The following is a 19,964-nucleotide window of genomic DNA, read 5'->3' on the forward strand; positions in this document are numbered from 1 at the left end:
AGGCTTTTTTAACGTTTTCTTTCAATGATAAAACAAATAGGTGGTTGGTTTTGTTGGTTGATAAATTGATACTGCAACACTGTCCACTCATGTTGATCTAATGTCGGAAGAAACTTTTGTAATTGAGATAATTCTGTATCTCCACCTTCATGTCCCCAATAACAAACTAATACAATGCGACTGCCAATCGTTAATTGCTCCATAATAGATTCAATCGCACGGATTGTTGAGTCGGGAGTCGTAATAATCGATTTATCGCTTCCAGGTAAATACCCTAAATTAAAGATGGCAGCTTGAATCGGTTGTTGAACATAAGTAGATAGATTTGCATGGGAGTCACAAATGAGATGAATATTTTCTTTTGTGTCTAGTTCTTGAATTTTTTCATTTGTACGAATTAATGCTGCTTTTTGAACATCAAAAGCGAAGACTTTTCCCTCTGCTTTAACAAGCTTTGAGAGAAAAATGGTGTCATTTCCATTTCCCATTGTTGCATCTATCACGCAGTCTCCAGGCTTGATACATTCTTGTAACATGGAATGGCTGAATTTTTGGGCGTTTTGAATCATATTTAGAACTCCTTTACCAAATCTTTAACATTTATTACAAAAGGTTTACGGTTGTTAAGAGTATACAACGTTTGATGTGTTCGTGCAACGTTCCCCTATGAATCAAAAAAGTTTCTCCTATAATGGATAATGAATGAAGTAGGAGGATTGAGAAATGTTAGAGACTAGAAATGAACGAATTTTAAGAATTAAAAAAGAAAAACAATTACAAAAAGTACAAATGATGAATCAATCATTTAAAAGATCATTAATCGTTGTAGGAACTACTGCCTGTGTTGGGTTATATGTTTCTCCTGTTGATCAATTATTATCCGCTAATTTTAGTGTAGTAGAAGCTTCAACAGCTGCTACTCAATTTTTACGTAATATTATTCCTGCAGCTCAAAATGTTGCGAGAGGAAAAGATATTTATACTTCTGTTATGATTGCCCAGGCTGCTCTTGAATCAGGTTGGGGAACAAGTGCTTTATCCAAAGCACCAAACCATAATTTATTTGGTGTAAAAGGAAGTTATAATGGACAATCTGTAAATATGCAGACTTTAGAAGATAGTGGTGGACAAAATTACTATAGTATTCAAGCAAACTTTAGAAAATATCCATCTTATCAAGAATCATTGGAAGATTATGCTGATAAAATTGTCAATGGTATTTCAGGTGCGCCATTATTTTATTCTGGAGCTTGGAAGAGTAAAACGAATAGCTATCAAGATGCTACAGCTTATTTAACAGGTCGTTATGCAACGGATACTGCATACGGTTCAAAATTAAATCGTATTATTGAACAATTTGGATTAACAAAATATGATACTGAAACAGCTGTAAATATGGCGGAAGAAATTGCGAATCAACAAACTACAACATCTAGTGGAGATGGCTATACTGTTGTAAGTGGAGATAGCTTATATGCTATTGCTCGTAAAACAGGAACAAGTATCCAAGATTTATTAAGCTTAAATGGATTGAATTTAAACTCAATCATTCATCCAGGACAAGTTTTAGCATTATCTTCAAAAGCAGCATCTACTGAAACAAAACAAGAAGAAAGTGCTCCTAAAGAAGAAACAAAATCAACTGAGACTTCTACAACAACTTCTACTGGAAGTTATACAGTCGTAAGTGGAGATAGTTTATATGCTATCGCTCGTAAAACAGGAACAAGTATTCAAGATTTATTAAGTTTAAATGGATTAAACTTAAACTCAGTTATTCATCCAGGTCAAGTATTACAATTAAGCAATGCTTATGAATCAAGTTCAACTGAAGAAACAGTAACAACTACAGAGGAAACTGCTTCATCTGAAGAAACATCTACATCTGGAAATGCGCAAATGTACTATGTTCACCAAGGGGATACTTTATATCGTATCGCTCGTAACAATGGTATTTCATTATCAACATTATTAGAATGGAATAACTTAAGCGTAGATAGCCCAATTCATCCAGGACAAGGATTAATTGTTTCATATGGCTCAAGTAGTTCAACTGAAGAAGCAGAAGAAACAGCAGCCTCAAGTGAAAGTACTGAAACAACTTATACCGTTCAACCAGGTGATGGTTTATGGAGAATTGCAAAAAATTATGGGTTAACATTAGATGAATTAAAATCAATGAATCAATTAACTTCTAATATTATCCAACCAGGACAAGTCTTGATTGTTTCAAAATAAATTGATATAATGCTAGTAAATATTAGCAGATGAAGGAATAGTAGAAATTTGGATTGTAGTAGAGAGTGCATGGTTGGTGAAAATGCATCATGAAAAGTTTTGAACTCGCCTTTTAGCTGAATTTCTGAATTTTAGTAAGAAATTCCGTTTCACTCGCGTTAAGAGTAAGTTGAGTATAATAATTAGGTGGTACCACGTGTAAACGTCCTATTGTCTTTAGAGACATTAGGGCGTTTTTTTAGGTATTTCTGGAAAAGAGGGGAAAATTATGTCATTTAATCATCATGAAATCGAACCGAAATGGCAAAAGTTTTGGTTAGACAATCATACATTTAAAACTACAGAAGATAAAGGAAAGAAAAATTTCTATGCACTAGATATGTTCCCATATCCATCAGGACAAGGCTTACACGTAGGGCATCCAGAAGGATATACAGCTACTGATGTTGTTTCACGTATGAAACGTGCCCAAGGGTATAATGTATTACATCCAATGGGATGGGATGCGTTTGGGTTACCTGCAGAACAATATGCTTTAGATACAGGTAATGACCCTGCTGAATTTACATTGAAAAATATTGCCACTTTCAAACGTCAAATTCAAGAACTAGGATTTAGTTATGATTGGGACAGAGAAATTAATACAACAGATCCAAATTACTATAAATGGACTCAATGGATTTTTACAAAATTAGTAGAAAAAGGTCTAGCATATGAAGCAGAAGTACCGGTTAACTGGTGTCCTGCATTAGGAACAGTATTAGCTAATGAAGAAGTTATTGATGGAAAATCAGAACGTGGTGGACATCCTGTATATCGTAAACCAATGAAACAATGGATGTTAAAAATTACTGCTTATGCAGATCGTTTATTAGAAGATTTAGATGACTTAGATTGGCCAGAAAGTATCAAAGATATGCAAAGAAACTGGATTGGTCGTTCTAAAGGGGCACAAGTAACCTTTAAAGTAAAAGGTTCAGAAGAAAGTTTTGAAGTATTTACAACTCGTCCTGATACATTATTTGGAGCAACTTATAATGTGTTAGCACCTGAACATGAACTTGTTCAAAAAATTGTAACTCCAGAACAAAAAGAGGTAGTGGATGCTTATATTGCTTCAGTTGCTACTAAATCAGATTTAGAACGTACAGAATTAGCAAAAGAAAAAACAGGGGTATTTACAGGAGCTTATGCGATTAACCCTGTTAACGGAAAAGAAATTCCAATTTGGATTGCAGACTATGTATTAGTGAGTTATGGAACAGGAGCCATTATGGCAGTGCCCGCTCATGATGAACGTGACTATGAATTTGCAAAAGTATTTGGATTAGACATTATTCCAGTTATTGAAGGTGGAGATGTTACTCAAGAAGCTTATACTGGAGATGGCGTGCATATTCATTCTGAATTTTTAGATGGTTTAAATAAAGCAGATGCAATTGAAAAAATGAATGAATGGTTAAAAGAACAAGGCGTTGGAGAAGCAAAAGTAAGTTACCGTCTACGTGACTGGTTATTCTCTCGTCAACGTTATTGGGGTGAACCAATTCCTGTGATTCATTGGGAAGATGGTACAATGACTACTGTTCCTGAAGAAGAGTTACCATTAGTATTACCAAAAACAGATAAAATTAAACCAAGTGGTACGGGTGAATCACCATTAGCAGCTATTGAAGAATGGTTATATGTCACAGATGAAAAGACAGGATTAAAAGGACGTCGTGAAACAAATACAATGCCACAATGGGCAGGAAGTTCATGGTATTTTGTTCGTTATATTGATCCACATAATCAAGAACAAATTGCAGATCCTGAAAAATTAAAAGAATGGTTGCCAGTCGATTTATATATCGGTGGAGCAGAACATGCGGTATTACACTTATTATATGCTCGTTTCTGGTATAAAGTGTTATACGATTTAGGAGTTGTTCCTAATAAAGAACCATTCCAAAAATTATTTAACCAAGGGATGATTCTTGGTGAAGGTAATGAAAAAATGTCTAAATCAAAAGGAAATGTTGTCAATCCGGATGATGTTGTTCGTCAATATGGTGCAGATACATTACGTCTATATGAAATGTTTATGGGACCATTGGATGCTTCCATTGCTTGGAGTGAAAAAGGTCTTGAAGGAAGCCGTAAATTCTTAGAACGTGTTTGGAGATTATTAGTGGATGAAGAAGGTAAATTACGTGACCGTATTACAACTTTCAATGATGGTTCATTAGATAAAATTTATCACCAAACAGTTAAGAAAGTTACAGAAGATTACGAAGCATTACGCTTTAATACAGCGATTTCTCAAATGATGATTTTTGTAAATGAAGCATATAAAACAGAAGCACTTCCAGTTCAGTATATGAAAGGCTTAGTTCAATTATTAGCACCAATTGCTCCACACTTAGGAGAAGAATTATGGTCTAAACTAGGTGCAACTGAATCGATTAGCTATGTTGCATGGCCAACTTACGATGAATCTTTCTTAGTAGAAGATGAAGTAGAAGTGATTTTCCAAGTAAATGGAAAAATTAAAGCTCGTGTTATGGTTCCAGCAAATAGTGATGCAGCTGCAATGGAAGAATTTGCAAGAAATCATGAATCTGTAAAATCAGCTATTGAAGGTAAAACAGTTCGTAAAGTCATTGCAGTTCCAGGAAAATTGGTAAACATTGTAGCTAACTAATTAGATTGTTTATATAAAATGATGGCGGGAGGGGTTCTTTTAAAAAAGAACTCACTCCTTTTGCCGTTATGAGATGTAGAAAAGGAGAAATCATGATTTATTTTGATAATTCAGCAACAACAAAAATTGCTCCAGAAGCATTACAATCATATGTTCAAACAAGCGAGCGTTTTTGGGGAAATCCTTCAAGCTTACATCGACTTGGAGGACAAGCCTTTCAAGTATTAGAAAAAGCAAGAGAACATATAGCAACACTATTAGGTGCTAAAACAGAAGAGATTTATATTACTTCTGGTGGAACTGAAAGCAATAACTGGGCCATTAAAGGTACTGCTCTGGAAAAAAGAGTGTTTGGGAATCATATTATTACGACCAAAATTGAACATCCCTCTGTTTTAAATACAGTGAAACAATTAGCTCAATTAGGATTTGAAATCAGTTATTTAGATGTCAATGACAAAGGTGAAATTTCACTGGAGCAATTAGAATCCATGCTTAAAAAGGAAACAATTTTAGTTTCTGTAATGGCGGTCAATAATGAAATAGGTGTGAGTCAAAATATTGAGGAAATTTCCCGTATTCTGGAACATTATCCATGGGTTCATTTTCATGTTGATGCGGTTCAAGCTTTAGAACAAGTTCCAGATTTATTAGCGCTTGGACGAATTGATTTATTAAGTTTATCTGCTCATAAGTTTCATGGACCACGCGGTGTTGGAATACTTTATAAAAAAGCAGGAAGAAAAATTCAGTCGTTATTAACAGGTGGAGGTCAGGAAAAGACCGAACGTAGTACAACTGAAAATTTACCAGGAATTGTGGCTACTGCTAAAGCAATGCGTATGTATTTGGAAGCTTCCCATCCTATGAAGGAAATTCGAGACTATTTATGGAATTTTTTAGAAAAACAACCTCAAATTAAAATTTTCTCTCCTAAAGAGGGAGTGGATCATATTCTATGCTTTGCATTAAAAGGGGTACGTGGAGAAGTACTTGTCCATGCATTTGAAGAGGAAGACATTTATATTTCAACAACTTCTGCTTGTTCAAGTAAAAAATCTGATAGTTCGAGTACCTTAGCTGCGATGAATGTTTCTGATTATTGGGCAACAAGTGCTGTTCGTGCTAGTTTTTCATATTTGAATACAATGGATGAAGCAAAACAATTTGTAGAAGTATTAGAAAAATTAATGAAAAAATTTGAATTTTTAAAATAAAGGAGTGAAAAAGTGAAAGTTAGATTATTAGTAAGATATGGGGAATTATCGACTAAGGGACGTAATAAAAAAATGTTTACGCAAAAATTAGCCAATAATATTAAAAAAGCACTGATGAATTACCCTCAAGTTCGAGTATTCCCAGATTATGATTTTATGTATTTAGACTTAAATGGAGTTCCTCAAGAAGAAATTATTCCATTACTAAAACCAATCTTTGGTATTCAGTCATTTTCTCCTGTCTATATTTTAGAAAAAGAGATGGAGAAAGTGAAAGAAGTCGTATTGGACTTAGTTGGAAAAGAAAATCCGAATGGTAAAACCTTTAAGATTGCCACAAAACGTAGTGACCATGAATTTGTGATGGATACGAATGAGATTAATTTATTTTTAGGAGATGCAGTATTAGAAGCTTATCCAGAAATTCGTGTACAATTAAAACAACCAGATATTACGGTTCGTGTAGATGTTCGACGTCAACATATTATGGTGAGTTTACAAACGATTCAAGGTGCGGGTGGTTTACCAGTTGGAACAAGTGGTAGAGTCTCCTTAATGTTATCAGGAGGAATTGATTCTCCAGTTGCAGCTTATCTTGCAATGAAGAGAGGAATGGAAGTACAATGTGTGCATTTTGCAAGTCCGCCATATACAAGTCCTCAAGCATTGGTAAAAACAAAACAATTAGCTGCAAAAGTAGCAATCTATGGAGGAAGTTTACAATTCTTCACGGTTCCATTTACAGAAATTCAAGAAGAAATTAAAAAGGCTGTCCCAGAAAATTACTTAATGACGGTCATGCGTAGAATGATGCTACGAATTACAGATCAATTACGTGAAAAAAACCATGGATTAGCGATTGCAAATGGTGAATCAGTTGGACAAGTAGCATCTCAAACATTGGAAAGTATGATTGCGATTAATGATGTTACGAATACACCAATCATTCGACCAGTTGCCACAATGGATAAATTAGATATTATTGCCATTGCACAAGAAATTGATACATTTGAATTATCGATTCAGCCATTTGAAGATTGCTGTACTGTTTTTGCACCACCAAGTCCAAAAACAAAACCAAAATTAGAAAAAGCAAGAGAATACGAATCAAGATTGAATGTGGAAGAATTAGTGAGTAGAGCAGTAGAAAATACAGTAGTAGAAGAAATTACTCCAAACTATGTTGCAGAAGAAGTAGAAAACTCTGTAGAGATGGATGATTTGTTCTAATAGAAAAAAGGAGACAGGCGAGAATTGCCTGTCTCTTTTGAATTAATTATATAAAAATAAAAGACTTTTCCCATAGCAGAATCATCAAAACCAGAAATTGGTTTTGATGATAGGAAAATTCGAGACCAAGGCTCGAATTTTAGGCATGAGATTCGCTTTGCGAAACTGCTGCCGTCCTTGCTATTTATAGAAAAGTCTATTTTTTATTTGTAATATTTCTATTGTTGGAAATATTCTTTCAAAGCACTTGCAATGCTTTTTGCAATATTTTCTTGATATTCAGATGACTCAATTAATTTATTGTCTTCAACATTGTTTAAATAACCCAATTCTAAAAGAATTGAAGGCTGTTTATTTTCACGTAACACTAAGAAGTTTTGGAATTTAGTACCCTGACTCTTTAAAGTTAAGTTTCTAGCAATATACTTATTCACCGTTTGTGCTAAGTTTTCACTTGTTGCTGCAAAGTAATAACCAGTTGTTCCTGAGGCATTCGGGTTTGGACCTGAATCAAAGTGCAAACTGATGAATGCATTTGCTTGCTCACGATTACTTAATTGAGCACGATTTTCTAAGCTAACGCTCTTATCAGAATCACGAGTTAGAATAACCGTTGCGCCTAAATCTTCTAATTCTTTTTTCAATAGTAGAGCAGTCGTTAGAGTATGATCTGCTTCATGTTTCTCGCTAAAGGTAACAACAGCACCTGGATCATCTCCACCATGACCTGGGTCAATGACAATTTTTGCTTGTTCAATTCCTTGAGGGATGTGAGGATCAGTTTCAACAGCAGCAAAGTTTACATTGACTAACCAATATGGAATATAAGCTTTTTTACCATTACCAATAGAAACTTTATAAAAATCATTTTCACGGTCTTCATAATTAAAGATAGTTCCAGCATTTACAGTACTAATACGTTTTGAAAACATATCAGCAGATTCATAAAGTGGCGTTTCTTTTAATTTTGTAGCTACCATTTTTTTAGCATCTAAAGTTTGAGGTAATCCAGCTTGTAATTTGTACAATTCATTCATATGGTCTACAGCATAGTTTAATTGATTATTATCAACATAACCTTCTTGTCCATTATAGGATACTTTAGCAAAGTTTGATTGTTGATCATCTAATAAATAGAATGGCTGACCAAAAGGAATGGTAGTCACAACTTGCGAACTATTATTAGCTTCTTTATACATTGAAACAGCTCCACTAGAGTGCCCAATCATTAAATGAGTTAATAAGACATCTTTTGTAGGCATCCAAGCCACTTGTTGATGGAATTGAACTTGTAACCATTCGTCATTGACTTTATGTAAAACGAGTACATATTCCCCTTTTTTTACTTCAGCAATAGGAAATTGTTGAGTATTAGGTTCTTGATATAATTTAACAGAAGCTTCAGTTTCTACAGCTGCTACTTGAGCAACTAATGACTTATCAATTTTTTCATTATTTTGTGTTTCTTCTTCATGTTGATGATTTGCTACTACAGTAGTCTCAACTTGAGATGAAAAGGGTGATGGACTGGCATCAATTAATGGAATAATGGAAAAACCAAAGGCAAGTAGGAAAGCACTAAAACTTACGAAATATTGAACGTTTTTATTACGAATTACTTTATTAACGTTTTCCATAGGCGCTCCTTTTATAATCCTATTTTAATCTTATACAAACTTCATTATACCAATTATGAAAGGGTTTGAAAAGTAAAAGATAAGGCTTTAACATTCGTCTTCATCGGAATGTACTTAAAAGGGATAATGCTTGATGATTCATGATTTCTCACGTAAAATAAAAAGTGATGTGAATGAGGAGGAATAAAGATGTTATTAGGATCTCATGTTTCCATGAGTGGAAAAGAAATGATGTTATTATCTGCAAAGGAAGCAGCTAGCTATAAAGCAAATACAATGATGGTGTATACTGGTGCACCACAAAATACAAGAAGAAAACCGATTGAAGAATTAATGATCTCTCAAGGTCAAGCATTTATGCAAGCAAATGGAATTGAAGAAGTCGTCGTACATGCTCCTTATATTATTAATTTAGCAAACACGACAAAGGAAGGTTATTTAGATTTTGCGATTGAATTTTTAAGAGAAGAAATTCGTAGAGCAGAAGCTATTGGGGCAAAACAAGTTGTTCTTCATCCAGGTTCTCATGTTGGAGCAGGAGTCGATGTTGGTATTGCACAAATTGTTAAAGGATTGAATGAAGTTATTGATAAAAATCAAAAAGTTCAAATTGCGCTAGAAACAATGGCAGGAAAAGGAACTGAATTAGGTCGAACTTTTGAAGAAATTGCTCGTATGATAGACGGTGTTACTCATAATGATCGATTATCTGTGACACTGGATACTTGTCATATTCATGATGCAGGATATAACTTACAAGAAGATTTTTCTGGCGTAATGACTGAATTTGATAAAGTGATTGGTTTAGATCGCTTAAAAGTATTGCACATTAATGATTCTAAAAATGTATGTGGAGCTCACAAAGACCGTCATGCAAATTTTGGATTTGGAGAAATTGGTTTTGATGCTTTAATGCAAGTTGTATCAGAAGAAAAATTTAAAAATATTCCTAAAATCTTAGAAACTCCATATGTTGGAGAAGATAAGAAAAATCAAAAAGCCCCATATTTATATGAAATTCAAATGATTCGTCAAAATCAATTTGACCCAGAATTACTTTCAAAAATTATTAGCCAGTAATAGGAGGAAGTTTTATGCCACATGATCATGAACACGAATGTTGTCAGCATAAAGGAAACGCAAAAAAAGAATGCTGTCATCATCATGAAGAAGAACAAACGAAACAAAAATGCTGCCATCATCATGGTGAAGAACATACACATCATTATGATGAAAGTCATCACCATTCAAGTAAAAATGAAAAACATCATCAACACTGTCATTGTCATCATGGACAAATTGAGCAAGCTATTCATTTATTAAAACAGGCAGGATTTAAATATACAAGTAAACGTGAAAAAATTATTGAAATTTTTAGTCACGAAGATCGTTATTTATCTGCTAAACAAGTACAACAATTATTAGAAACTGATTTTCCAAATATGAGTTATGATACGATTTATCGTAATTTATATGATTTTACGGATTTAGGTATTTTAGAAACAACTGAATGGAATGGTGAAAAATTATTCCGTTTTGGATGTAGTCATGCTGGACATCATCATCATTTTATTTGTGAAAAGTGTGGACGTACGAAAGAAATTGAGTTTTGTCCAATGACTTATTTTGAAACACAATTAGAGGGGTGTGAAGTACATTCACATCGTTTTGAAATTTTTGGATTATGTGAAAAATGTGCTCATACAGCTTCATAATTCAAAAGAGATAACTTAATTTTTAAGGAAAAATATTAGTGTATCTAATTGACAATTGAGCAAACCTTTTCTATAATAAAAAAAGGACATTTCGTTTGTTTGGTTATTCTATTCAAAAGAAAACAGTTACTTTTAATGCTCGGAGGGAGGGAATAGGATATGTCAAAAACAGTTGTTCGTAAAAACGAATCACTTGATGATGCTCTTCGTCGCTTCAAACGTACTGTTTCTAAAACTGGAACTTTACAAGAGGCTCGTAAACGTGAGTTTTATGAAAAACCAAGTGTAAGACGTAAGAAAAAATCAGAGGCAGCTCGTAAACGTAAGTTCTAGTCAACTCTGTGTATCATATGACTAAGTAAAGGCTGGGATTTACGTCTCGGTCTTTTTCGTATTTTAAGGAGTGAAAATCATGAGTTTAAAAGAAACATTAAATAATGATATTAAAACAGCTATGAAAGCTAAAGATAAAGAAACTTTAGCAGTGTTAAGAATGATTAAAACAGCTGTTCAAGCAGCAGAAATCGATAAAAAAGAAGAATTAAATGCTGAAGAAGAATTAACAATTTTAGCACGTGAAGCCAAACAACGCCGTGAATCATTAGCAGAATTTGTGAAGGCAGGTCGTGATGAATTAGTTGCTAAAACAGAAGCTGAAATTGAAATTGTAGAACGTTACTTACCAAAACAATTATCAGTAGAAGAAGTAAAAGAAGTCATTGCAACTGTAGCTGAAAAAATTGGTGCAACAACTCAAAAAGAATTTGGTAAATTAATGGGTGCTGTTATGCAAGAATTAAAAGGAAAAGCAGACGGCAATGTTATTAAAGAACAAGTAAAAGCTCATTTAGGGTAAAATGATTCAAACTGTTGTTTATTAACTTCAGAATGAAAAGAAAAGAAGAATTAATCTAAGAAATAGATTTTTTTTTAAAAGGCCACAGCGTAAATGATTTTCAAGATAATTTGCTTGAAAATTAATGAATAGAAAGCTATAATTGATTCAAAGATGAGTGGTCGGCTCATGGTCAATCTGATATTAAACTTGAACACAAGGGTCAAGCGGGTGGCGGACACCAAAAAAATCCGAAATTAAACTTGAACACAAGGGTCAAGCGGGTGGCAGACACCAAAATAAACCGACTAGAGAACGTCCCAAAGTTTTGGGACGTTTTTTTGGAGGCAAAAACATGAAGAGAGAAGAACAATTTAGAAAGATAAATACTCTTGAATATAATAAAATCGTACAAAGTATTCCGTTACTTAATAAAATTGCGAATTATTTTAAAGATTATTTTTTCGGTAAAAAAGTTGTATATTGCACTTCTAATCAAAAAGTTGCAGTATATTTTTCAGAAAGTAATTTTATGCATTTATGTGGTTTGTATTATTCACGAGGTACAAAAAACTTCTTTTTAGATTGTTTGGATAAAAAGTTAGATGTTTCTTCTTTGCTAGTAAAAAAAGATGGTACAACGTTTCAAAAATTAGCAATTTTGAACTCTATTACAGAATTAACAAGTCCTCATGTTCGTTTAACTGGTTCGGGCAGGTATTTATATTTAGAATTTGATTATGCATTAAGAACTAGAAAACAAATTTTGGCATTAACATTAATAGATACGAGTAAAAAAATTGTTCCTCAATCGTTACTTAATTTAAAAAAGACGAGAGAATTTCCTAAAGGTGAATCTGTTATAAAAATATATGCAGTAGATTTTTATAATGGAAAAGAATTAATTTATTATACTGAGGAAAATGATTTTAAAGAAAATTTGTATATAGATTAAGTTTGGATATTGTTTATAAAACAATTATTAAGAACTAGAAGTCTTTACATTAGCAGTACTAATTGATTGAATGAATACAAAAGTTATATTCAATCAACAGATGCATTGCGGCAAGGAGTCACAATTTTTTGTGGCTCTTTTTTGTTCTATAAGACAATTATCAAATCACACTAAATTCATAGAAAGAAACGGTTAAAATATGCTATAATAGTGCTACATACAGTAAATGGAGGTTAACAGTGTGACAGAAGAAAACTTTAAACAAGCGTTAGAAATCCAAAATCATCCACAACTCGTTCAATTATTCGGTTCACAGGACCAACATTTGAGATTATTGGAAGAAACGTTTGAAACACTCATTACTCATCGTGAAGAACAATTGTTAATTTCCGGTGAAGAAGAGTCTGTAAAACAAACTGTAATGTTATTAGAACAACTACAAGAATTAATAGCCCGTGGTATTTCAATCTCTCAAACAGATATTGTCACAGCGATTAAAATGGCAAAAAGAGGAACATTAGATTATTTCTTAAATTTATATAATGAGGAAATTGGGCGTACATTCTCTGGGAAACCTATTCGTGCTAAAACTTTTGGACAACAACAATATATTCATGCGATTAAGAAAACAGATATGGTATTTGGAATTGGGCCTGCAGGAACTGGAAAAACTTTTGTAGCAGTTGTGATGGCTGTTCAAGCTTTGAAAAAAGGTCAAGTCAAGAAAATTATTTTAACACGACCAGCTGTTGAAGCCGGAGAAAATTTAGGATTTTTACCTGGGGATTTAAAAGAAAAGGTCGATCCATATTTGCGTCCGATTTATGATGCGTTATATGCAATTTACGGGGTAGAACATACAAATCGATTATTAGAGCGTGGAGTCATTGAAGTAGCTCCACTTGCTTATATGCGTGGACGTACATTAGAAGAAGCATTTATTATTTTAGATGAAGCACAAAATACAACAAGAGCTCAAATGAAAATGTTCCTAACTCGTTTAGGATTTGGTTCAAAAATGATTATTAATGGAGATAAAACACAAGTAGACTTACCAAAAGGAAGTCATATGAGTGGTTTAGTAGACGCTGAAAATAAACTAAAAGGAATTAGTGGCATTTCTTTTGTGGAATTTGATGCATTCGATGTCGTTCGTCATCCATTAGTATCAAGTATTATTGATGCCTATTCAGAACAAGGTGAATAAGTAAGGAGTAAATGAAAAATGAGACAGAAACTGCGAAAATTTCAGGAAGTTTTGGGCATTTTCTATTTGCCCTTGCTTCTTTTTTTAACATTTATTGCATTACTCGTCATTGGTTATGGAAATGTAAAACCAACGACTTATACAGTAGAATTGAATCAAGTTGCTAAGGAAACGATTCGTGCTCCAAGAACTTTGGAAGATAAAGCTCAAACAGAGAAAAATCAACAAATTGCAATGGATGCTGTCAGTGATGTATTAGTGTTTGACCAAGAACGTATGACGAAGCAATTAACAAATATTCAGCAATTTTTCCAAGCGATTAAATCAGTTGCTTCTAAAGCATCTGCTGAAATTATTAAAACAGATCAAAGCAATTCTTCTGAAGAATCTGTGACAAGAGTGGCAACGACACAGGAAAGAGTTCAATATTTTAAGAAATCACTTGAAAAAGAGAATCAATCCATTCGAGAGTTTGCCATTTTCATACCTGATAAATATATTTCTCAATTATTACAAGCGAATAATGAACAGTTAGCTTCTTATGAGAAGACATTAAAATCAGTTGTAGAAACACAAATGAAAAATGCTATTAGTGAAAGTAACGTTACAAAAGCTCAAGAAGAAGCAAAGAAAACTTTATTTTATAGCGACTATTCTGATACAGAAAGGGATTTATTAGGTCAATTAGTGACAGTTTCTGTTGTTGTGAATAATGTAGTTGATAAAGAAGCCACTCAAAAGGCAAAAGAAGCGGCAAAGGCAGCAGTTACTCCAGTAAAAATTTTGCAAGGACAAGTGCTTATCCAAGAAGGACATGTGATTTCAAATCAAGAGATTCATCTGATTGAATTATTTGGTTTAAGTAATGGACAACGAAACTATCACGAATTATTTAGTTATTTAATATTCTTAACAGGAATCATTATTTTCTTAGCTGTATATTTTTATAATCCTACTCAAACGGATAAACAAAATCCAAGTGATACTGCAAGTGCATTAACAGTTTTTAGTTTAGTATTTGTTGCCGGAGTATTCATCTTAAAAATACTTGCTTTAGTACAACATCGAGGAGTTGAACATATTGGCTTAGTATTCCCAATTGCTGGTTTTATTTATCTACTATATCGTTTAACAAAGAGTTTAAGGCTGACGATTTTTTCAATTGTTTTAATGCCAATTTTTTCATGGTATTTCTTTTCTCAGTCGACTAACAGTTTACATTTAATTTTAACAACAGTATTCCTTTCAATGATTGCGTGGATAGGAATTTTAAATGAAAAAATGTGGAGTACACAAGCTTGGATAAAACGATTTATGAAATATCTTCTTTATCCAGTTCTATTAGGGGTTCCATTTGTTTTATATAGTAATTATGAGTTTCAAACGCAACAAACGATGTTAGTCTTCTTATTTTTACTATTAAGTGGATTTTTATCATTTATATTACCAGTCATTTTAATGCCGTATTTATCCTATGTATTTGAAGATAGTTCGGTATTATTATGGGCTGAATTATCGAATCCAAATCAACCATTATTAAAAGATTTGATTACAAAAGCACCGGGAACTTATCATCATAGCTTAATGGTTGCGAATATTTCTGCAAACTGTGTAGAAGCAATTGGTGGGGATTCTCAATTAGCAAGAGTAGCCTGCTATTATCACGATATTGGAAAATTAGAACATCCATTTTTCTTTATTGAAAATTTACCAGGACATATGGAGTCTCCTCATAATATGATAAGTGCTGAAGAGTCAGCTCAAATTATTTTTAATCATGTTACAAAAGGGGTAGAAATTTTAACACAACATCAATTACCTCAAGCAGTTATTGATATATGTGCGCAACATCATGGAACAACATTGATGAAATATTTTTATGCAGAAGCGCTAAAAAATAATCCGGATGTAAAAGAAGAAGATTTCCGTTATCCGGGACCAAAACCTCAAACAAAAGAGGCAGCGATTATTAATATCGTGGATAGTGCAGAAGCAGCAACACGTGCGATGAAAGAACCTACTTTAGAAAAGGTAGAGGCATTAGTTCATTCCATTATTGTGAATCGACTAGAAGATGAACAATTTGTAGAATGTGATATTACTATGAAAGAAATAGCGATTGTAGAAAAAATGATTGCGACTTCTTTAAATGGTACATTCCATTCTAGAATTGAATATCCAACGATAAAAAAACAAGTATCTAAGTAGAAAGGAAATATTATGTTTATTGAATTAATAGACGAAACAGAAGTAGTAAAAGAAGAATATCAAAAATTAGTAGAAGATGTTGTATCATTTGCGAGTGACTATTTACATTATCCAGAAAATCGTGAATGCTGTATTTCATTTGTATCAAGTGAAAGAATTCGTGAGATTAATCGAGATTTTAGAAATATTGATAAAGTAACAGATGTCATTAGTTTTGCTTTAGATGATGAAGACGAAGATATGGATCCGATTAAAAACTTTATGGCTTCAGATAAAAATTTTGTGACTTCCATTGGGGATATTATTATTTCAGTTGATCGTGCAAAGGAACAAGCAGAAGAATATGGCCATAGTTTAGAACGTGAATTAGGGTTCTTAGCTTTACATGGTTTCTTGCATTTAAATGGTTATGATCATCAAACAGAAGAAGAAGAAAAAGAAATGACAGGCTTACAAACAGAAATTTTAACAGCCTATGGTTTAACGAGAAATGCATAAACAAGTTGAGAAAAATCATTATTTTAAACAATCTATGAAGCATGCTATGAATGGCATTCAAACGGTATTTCAAGATGAGAGAAATTTCAGATTCGATGTTGTTGCTGCAATAGTAGTCGTTATCCTTGGATTCTTATTAAAAATTGAAAGATTAGAATGGTATTGGATTGTATTTTGTATCTTTTTAATGTTTATTTTAGAAATGTTAAATACCGTAGTAGAGCAATTAGTGGATTTAATGGTAGAACATAATTATCATTTAGCCGCTAAAAAAGCAAAAGATGTAGCAGCGGGTGTCGTATTAATGGGAGCTATATTTGTACTCATTATGGCTTCTGGAATTTTTATTCCAAAGATTTTACAAATATTTTTATAAGGAGAGTAATATGTCAAAACAATTTAAATCAGGTTTTGTAGCAATTGTTGGTAGACCAAATGTAGGAAAATCTACTTTTATGAATTATGTTTTAGGGCAAAAAATTGCCATTATGTCGGATAAAGCTCAAACAACACGTAATAAAATTCAAGGGGTATATACGAATCAAGATTGTCAAATTGTCTTTTTAGATACTCCAGGAATTCATAAACCGAAGCATGAATTAGGAAACTTTATGGTAGAAAGTGCTTATTCTGCATTAAAAGAAGTAGATGCTGTATTATTTATGGTGAATGCTGCAGAAAAAAGAGGTCCTGGTGATGACTTTATTATTGAAAAATTAAAGAAAATTAAAACACCCGTCTTTCTAGTGTTGAATAAAATTGATTTAATTTCTCCAGATGAATTATTAGACCGAGTTGAATCTTATCAAGAAACGATTCCATTTGCGGGGATTATTCCAATTTCAGTTTTACAAGGAAATAATGTTCAAGAATTGATGACAACTTTAACGAATCATTTGCCAGAGGGACCTCAATATTATCCAAGTGATCAAATTACAGACCATCCAGAATATTTCGTTGTGTCTGAGTTAATTCGTGAGAAAATCTTGCATTTAACAAAAGAAGAAATTCCTCATTCAGTTGCAGTTACTGTAGATAAAATGCAAAAAGATGAATTTGATAAAGTACATGTTTATGCCAATATTATTGTTGAGCGACCAACTCAAAAAGGAATTATCATCGGTAAAGGTGGTAAATTACTGAAAGAAATTGGTGTCAGAGCAAGGAAAGATATCGAACAATTACTAGGAAATAAAGTATATTTAGAATTATGGGTTAAAGTTGAAAAAGATTGGCGTAAGAAAAAGAGCCATTTACAAGACTTTGGCTATCGTACAACAGACTATAAAGATTAAGGTGACTTTATGGAATACTTTCAAAAGTTTACCGGCATTGTTTTATTTCGACAAGAATATAAAGAACACGATATGATTGTTAAGATTTTCTCTCGAGAATTTGGCAAGCAAATGTTTTTTGTGAGAAATTTACAACGCTCGAGCCATCCTTTATCAGCAGCAACGTTACCTTTTACAAGAGCTGTTTTTATCGGAACCATTCATCAAAATGGATTTAGCTTTATTAGGGAATGTCTTGAAGTCCAAAATCATCGACGGATTTATGAACAAATTGAAGTTCAAGCGGTCATGACATATATGATGCAATTAGTTGATGCTGTAATGGAAGATCGAATCGTGAATACAGAGTTGTATGATTTATTAGAAAATTGTATTCGTGCAGTGGAAAATGACTTAGATCCATTTATTTTAATGCATTATTTTGAATTGAAGATGTTAAAATATTTTGGAGTGGCCTTTCAATGGCAACAGTGTTGTTTTTGCGAAGAGTCGGTTGGACCGTTTGATATTTCGTTGAAACATCATGGATTGTTATGTTCAAGACACTATGATAAAGATGAGAAGAGATTACAATTAAGTCCAAAAGCAGTGCATATTGCAAGGCTCCTTGTTGCAATGAAATCTCCTTTGCAAATTCAATCATTGAGTCTATCTTCAGAAACAAAAGCAGATTTAAAAAGACTTTGTGACTCATTAATGGATGAATATGTAGGAATTCGATTGAAAGGTAAAAAGTTTATTGATCAAATGGAAGATTGGCAGACTCAATTACAAATTCGTCGAAATAAAATAGATGAAAAATGAAATTACGAACAAAGAATATGGGCGATAGAATAAAAATCTATCGTCTTTTTTTGCGCACAATTAATTCTGTTTCCTCAGTAGATTATTAGAATTTATACCGTTTTCGTGATACACTAATTAGGATGAAATAAAACGGAGGTATGAGATGTACGAATATCTTAAAGGAGAATTAGTGGCTATTCAGCCAACCTATATTGTCGTAGAAAATCATGGGATTGGATATCAAATTATGTTCGCCAATCCTTACCGTATCCAATCAAAATTGAATGAAGTCATTCGAGTAGAGCTTCAACAAATTGTTCGAGAAGATTCAATTACATTGTATGGTTTTTTAAGTGATGAAGAAAAAGAATTATTCCAAAAATTAATTAGTGTTTCTGGTATCGGACCAAAAAGTGCAGTATCGATTTTAGCAAATGATGATGTGAATGGTTTTATTCAAGCAGTAGAATCAGGCAATATTACATACTTAACAAAATTCCCTGGAGTGGGTAAGAAAACTGCTCAACAAATTGTATTAGATTTAAAGGGGAAATTCACGAATATTGTAGTGGAAGAAATAGCCACTCCAGTAGTAGAAACTGCAACTGGAATTAAACAGTTAGAAGAAGCAAGAGAAGCATTATTAGGATTAGGATATTCTGCTAAAGAAATTACAAAAGTTTGGAAAGAGCTAGAAAATGCTGCTCCTCAAACAACACAAGAAGCATTATCCATTGCCTTTAAATTATTGATGAAATAGAAAGGAAGAATTGTGTGGAAGAACATCGATTTGTAGATGGTAGTCCCTTAGATGAACAAGAAGTTTCAACGGAATTATCATTACGACCGCAAAATTTACAACAATATATTGGTCAGCAAAAAGTAAAAGAAGAATTATCTATTTATATTCAAGCTGCTCGCAGCAGGCAAGAAGCTTTGGATCATGTCTTATTATATGGACCTCCTGGGTTAGGAAAAACGACTCTAGCAATGGTCATTGCGAATGAACTAGAAGTAGGAATTAAAACAACGAGTGGTCCAGCTATTGAACGACCTGGAGATTTGGTTGCTTTATTAAATGATTTAAATGCTGGAGATGTATTGTTTATCGATGAAATTCATCGCTTACCTCGTGTAGTAGAAGAAATGCTCTATTCTGCAATGGAAGATTTCTTTGTGGATATTGTAGTAGGACAAGGACCAACAGCACATCCCGTTCATTTTCCATTACCTCCTTTCACTTTAGTGGGAGCGACAACTCGTGCGGGTGCTTTATCTGCTCCATTAAGGGATCGTTTTGGAATTGTGTCTCATATGGAATATTATGATGAACAATCTTTAACAGAAATTGTGAAGCGAACAGCTAGTGTATTTGAAAGTGACATTCATGAAGAAGCAGCTAGAGAGGTTGCCCTTCGTTCAAGAGGAACCCCTCGTATTGCCAACCGTTTATTAAAACG

19 protein-coding genes and 1 other annotated feature are annotated in these 19,964 nt (G+C 33.1%); of the genes, 17 read left to right on the forward strand and 2 right to left on the reverse strand.

From position 1 onward, the window contains the following. Positions 1–8 precede the first annotated feature (8 nt). Complete coding sequence (locus tag RWR88_RS03270) at positions 9–569, reverse strand: class I SAM-dependent methyltransferase (RefSeq protein ID WP_314450654.1); 561 nt, start codon at positions 567–569, stop codon at positions 9–11. Positions 570–723: 154 nt separating this feature from the next. On the opposite strand from RWR88_RS03270, the gene RWR88_RS03275 reads away from it, so the two are divergent. The 4 genes from RWR88_RS03275 (at position 724) to thiI (ending at position 7,368) form a co-directional block, all read left to right on the forward strand. Then, positions 724–2,238, forward strand: a complete 1,515-nt coding sequence (locus tag RWR88_RS03275; RefSeq protein ID WP_314450655.1) for a LysM peptidoglycan-binding domain-containing protein — start codon at positions 724–726, stop codon at positions 2,236–2,238. Between the two features lie 19 nt (positions 2,239–2,257). After that, positions 2,258–2,451, forward strand: a binding site (T-box leader). Between the two features lie 55 nt (positions 2,452–2,506). Next, a complete protein-coding gene (gene leuS, locus RWR88_RS03280; RefSeq protein WP_314450656.1) occupies positions 2,507–4,921 on the forward strand; it encodes a leucine--tRNA ligase in 2,415 nt (804 codons plus the stop codon). A 92-nt stretch (positions 4,922–5,013) separates the two neighbouring features. After that, positions 5,014–6,138: a cysteine desulfurase family protein gene (locus tag RWR88_RS03285; protein ID WP_314450657.1), complete on the forward strand. Its 1,125-nt coding sequence runs from the start codon at positions 5,014–5,016 to the stop codon at positions 6,136–6,138. 12 nt (positions 6,139–6,150) lie between these two features. Next, positions 6,151–7,368, forward strand: a complete 1,218-nt coding sequence (thiI, locus tag RWR88_RS03290; RefSeq protein WP_314450658.1) for a tRNA uracil 4-sulfurtransferase ThiI — start codon at positions 6,151–6,153, stop codon at positions 7,366–7,368. A 218-nt stretch (positions 7,369–7,586) separates the two neighbouring features. Here the strand turns inward: thiI and RWR88_RS03295 are convergent, their stop codons facing one another. After that, positions 7,587–9,005 (reverse strand): N-acetylmuramoyl-L-alanine amidase, encoded by a 1,419-nt coding sequence (locus RWR88_RS03295; protein ID WP_314450659.1) that lies wholly within the window; start codon positions 9,003–9,005, stop codon positions 7,587–7,589. 189 nt (positions 9,006–9,194) lie between these two features. Here RWR88_RS03295 and RWR88_RS03300 point away from each other — a divergent pair, with 189 nt between their 5' ends. From RWR88_RS03300 to ruvB, 13 genes are all read left to right on the forward strand, one after another. Continuing rightward, the gene (locus tag RWR88_RS03300; RefSeq protein WP_314450660.1) at positions 9,195–10,085 is read left to right on the forward strand and encodes a deoxyribonuclease IV; all 891 of its coding nucleotides are present in this window, start codon (positions 9,195–9,197) and stop codon (positions 10,083–10,085) included. A 14-nt stretch (positions 10,086–10,099) separates the two neighbouring features. Then, positions 10,100–10,720, forward strand: a complete 621-nt coding sequence (locus RWR88_RS03305; RefSeq protein ID WP_314450661.1) for a Fur family transcriptional regulator — start codon at positions 10,100–10,102, stop codon at positions 10,718–10,720. A 159-nt stretch (positions 10,721–10,879) separates the two neighbouring features. After that, entirely contained in the window at positions 10,880–11,053 is a 174-nt protein-coding gene (gene rpsU, locus RWR88_RS03310; protein WP_005605651.1) for a 30S ribosomal protein S21, read from the forward strand. Between the two features lie 79 nt (positions 11,054–11,132). Then, entirely contained in the window at positions 11,133–11,576 is a 444-nt protein-coding gene (locus RWR88_RS03315) for a GatB/YqeY domain-containing protein (RefSeq protein WP_006702494.1), read from the forward strand. Positions 11,577–11,910: 334 nt separating this feature from the next. Beyond that, positions 11,911–12,510: a PBECR4 domain-containing protein gene (locus RWR88_RS03320; protein ID WP_314450663.1), complete on the forward strand. Its 600-nt coding sequence runs from the start codon at positions 11,911–11,913 to the stop codon at positions 12,508–12,510. A gap of 241 nt (positions 12,511–12,751) precedes the next feature. Continuing rightward, the gene (locus tag RWR88_RS03325; protein WP_314348664.1) at positions 12,752–13,717 is read left to right on the forward strand and encodes a PhoH family protein; all 966 of its coding nucleotides are present in this window, start codon (positions 12,752–12,754) and stop codon (positions 13,715–13,717) included. Positions 13,718–13,735: 18 nt separating this feature from the next. Beyond that, positions 13,736–15,925: an HDIG domain-containing metalloprotein gene (locus tag RWR88_RS03330; RefSeq protein ID WP_314450664.1), complete on the forward strand. Its 2,190-nt coding sequence runs from the start codon at positions 13,736–13,738 to the stop codon at positions 15,923–15,925. A 12-nt stretch (positions 15,926–15,937) separates the two neighbouring features. After that, positions 15,938–16,423, forward strand: coding sequence for an rRNA maturation RNase YbeY (gene ybeY, locus RWR88_RS03335; RefSeq protein WP_314450665.1), 486 nt, complete (start codon positions 15,938–15,940; stop codon positions 16,421–16,423). Next, positions 16,416–16,799 (forward strand): diacylglycerol kinase family protein, encoded by a 384-nt coding sequence (locus tag RWR88_RS03340; RefSeq protein WP_314450666.1) that lies wholly within the window; start codon positions 16,416–16,418, stop codon positions 16,797–16,799. Before ybeY ends, RWR88_RS03340 begins: the two co-directional genes overlap by 8 nt. Positions 16,800–16,809: 10 nt before the next feature. After that, entirely contained in the window at positions 16,810–17,718 is a 909-nt protein-coding gene (gene era / locus RWR88_RS03345) for a GTPase Era (protein WP_006702501.1), read from the forward strand. A 9-nt stretch (positions 17,719–17,727) separates the two neighbouring features. Then, complete coding sequence (recO, locus tag RWR88_RS03350) at positions 17,728–18,522, forward strand: DNA repair protein RecO (RefSeq protein ID WP_314450667.1); 795 nt, start codon at positions 17,728–17,730, stop codon at positions 18,520–18,522. A gap of 145 nt (positions 18,523–18,667) precedes the next feature. After that, on the forward strand, positions 18,668–19,264 hold the full coding sequence (gene ruvA, locus RWR88_RS03355; RefSeq protein WP_314450668.1) for a Holliday junction branch migration protein RuvA: 597 nt from the start codon (positions 18,668–18,670) through the stop codon (positions 19,262–19,264). Positions 19,265–19,278: 14 nt separating this feature from the next. Next, positions 19,279–19,964: Holliday junction branch migration DNA helicase RuvB (gene ruvB, locus RWR88_RS03360; RefSeq protein ID WP_314450669.1), on the forward strand; the 686-nt coding region annotated here is incomplete at its 3' end.

Origin of the sequence: uncultured Granulicatella sp. (genome assembly GCF_963528195.1) — a bacterium.
Taxonomy (GTDB): domain Bacteria; phylum Bacillota; class Bacilli; order Lactobacillales; family Aerococcaceae; genus Granulicatella.

Bases quoted from the DNA above. Each gene is read 5' to 3' on its own strand.
- RWR88_RS03340 (WP_314450666.1), top strand. From the start codon at position 16,416: ATGCATAAACAAGTTGAGAAAAATCATTATTTTAAACAATCTATGAAG.
- RWR88_RS03330 (WP_314450664.1), top strand. From the start codon at position 13,736: ATGAGACAGAAACTGCGAAAATTTCAGGAAGTTTTGGGCATTTTCTAT.
- rpsU (WP_005605651.1), top strand. From the start codon at position 10,880: ATGTCAAAAACAGTTGTTCGTAAAAACGAATCACTTGATGATGCTCTT.
- RWR88_RS03315 (WP_006702494.1), top strand. From the start codon at position 11,133: ATGAGTTTAAAAGAAACATTAAATAATGATATTAAAACAGCTATGAAA.
- RWR88_RS03320 (WP_314450663.1), top strand. From the start codon at position 11,911: ATGAAGAGAGAAGAACAATTTAGAAAGATAAATACTCTTGAATATAAT.
- RWR88_RS03295 (WP_314450659.1), bottom strand. From the start codon at position 9,005: ATGGAAAACGTTAATAAAGTAATTCGTAATAAAAACGTTCAATATTTC.
- ybeY (WP_314450665.1), top strand. From the start codon at position 15,938: ATGTTTATTGAATTAATAGACGAAACAGAAGTAGTAAAAGAAGAATAT.
- recO (WP_314450667.1), top strand. From the start codon at position 17,728: ATGGAATACTTTCAAAAGTTTACCGGCATTGTTTTATTTCGACAAGAA.
- ruvA (WP_314450668.1), top strand. From the start codon at position 18,668: ATGTACGAATATCTTAAAGGAGAATTAGTGGCTATTCAGCCAACCTAT.
- RWR88_RS03270 (WP_314450654.1), bottom strand. From the start codon at position 569: ATGATTCAAAACGCCCAAAAATTCAGCCATTCCATGTTACAAGAATGT.
- era (WP_006702501.1), top strand. From the start codon at position 16,810: ATGTCAAAACAATTTAAATCAGGTTTTGTAGCAATTGTTGGTAGACCA.
- leuS (WP_314450656.1), top strand. From the start codon at position 2,507: ATGTCATTTAATCATCATGAAATCGAACCGAAATGGCAAAAGTTTTGG.
- RWR88_RS03305 (WP_314450661.1), top strand. From the start codon at position 10,100: ATGCCACATGATCATGAACACGAATGTTGTCAGCATAAAGGAAACGCA.
- RWR88_RS03300 (WP_314450660.1), top strand. From the start codon at position 9,195: ATGTTATTAGGATCTCATGTTTCCATGAGTGGAAAAGAAATGATGTTA.
- RWR88_RS03275 (WP_314450655.1), top strand. From the start codon at position 724: ATGTTAGAGACTAGAAATGAACGAATTTTAAGAATTAAAAAAGAAAAA.
- RWR88_RS03285 (WP_314450657.1), top strand. From the start codon at position 5,014: ATGATTTATTTTGATAATTCAGCAACAACAAAAATTGCTCCAGAAGCA.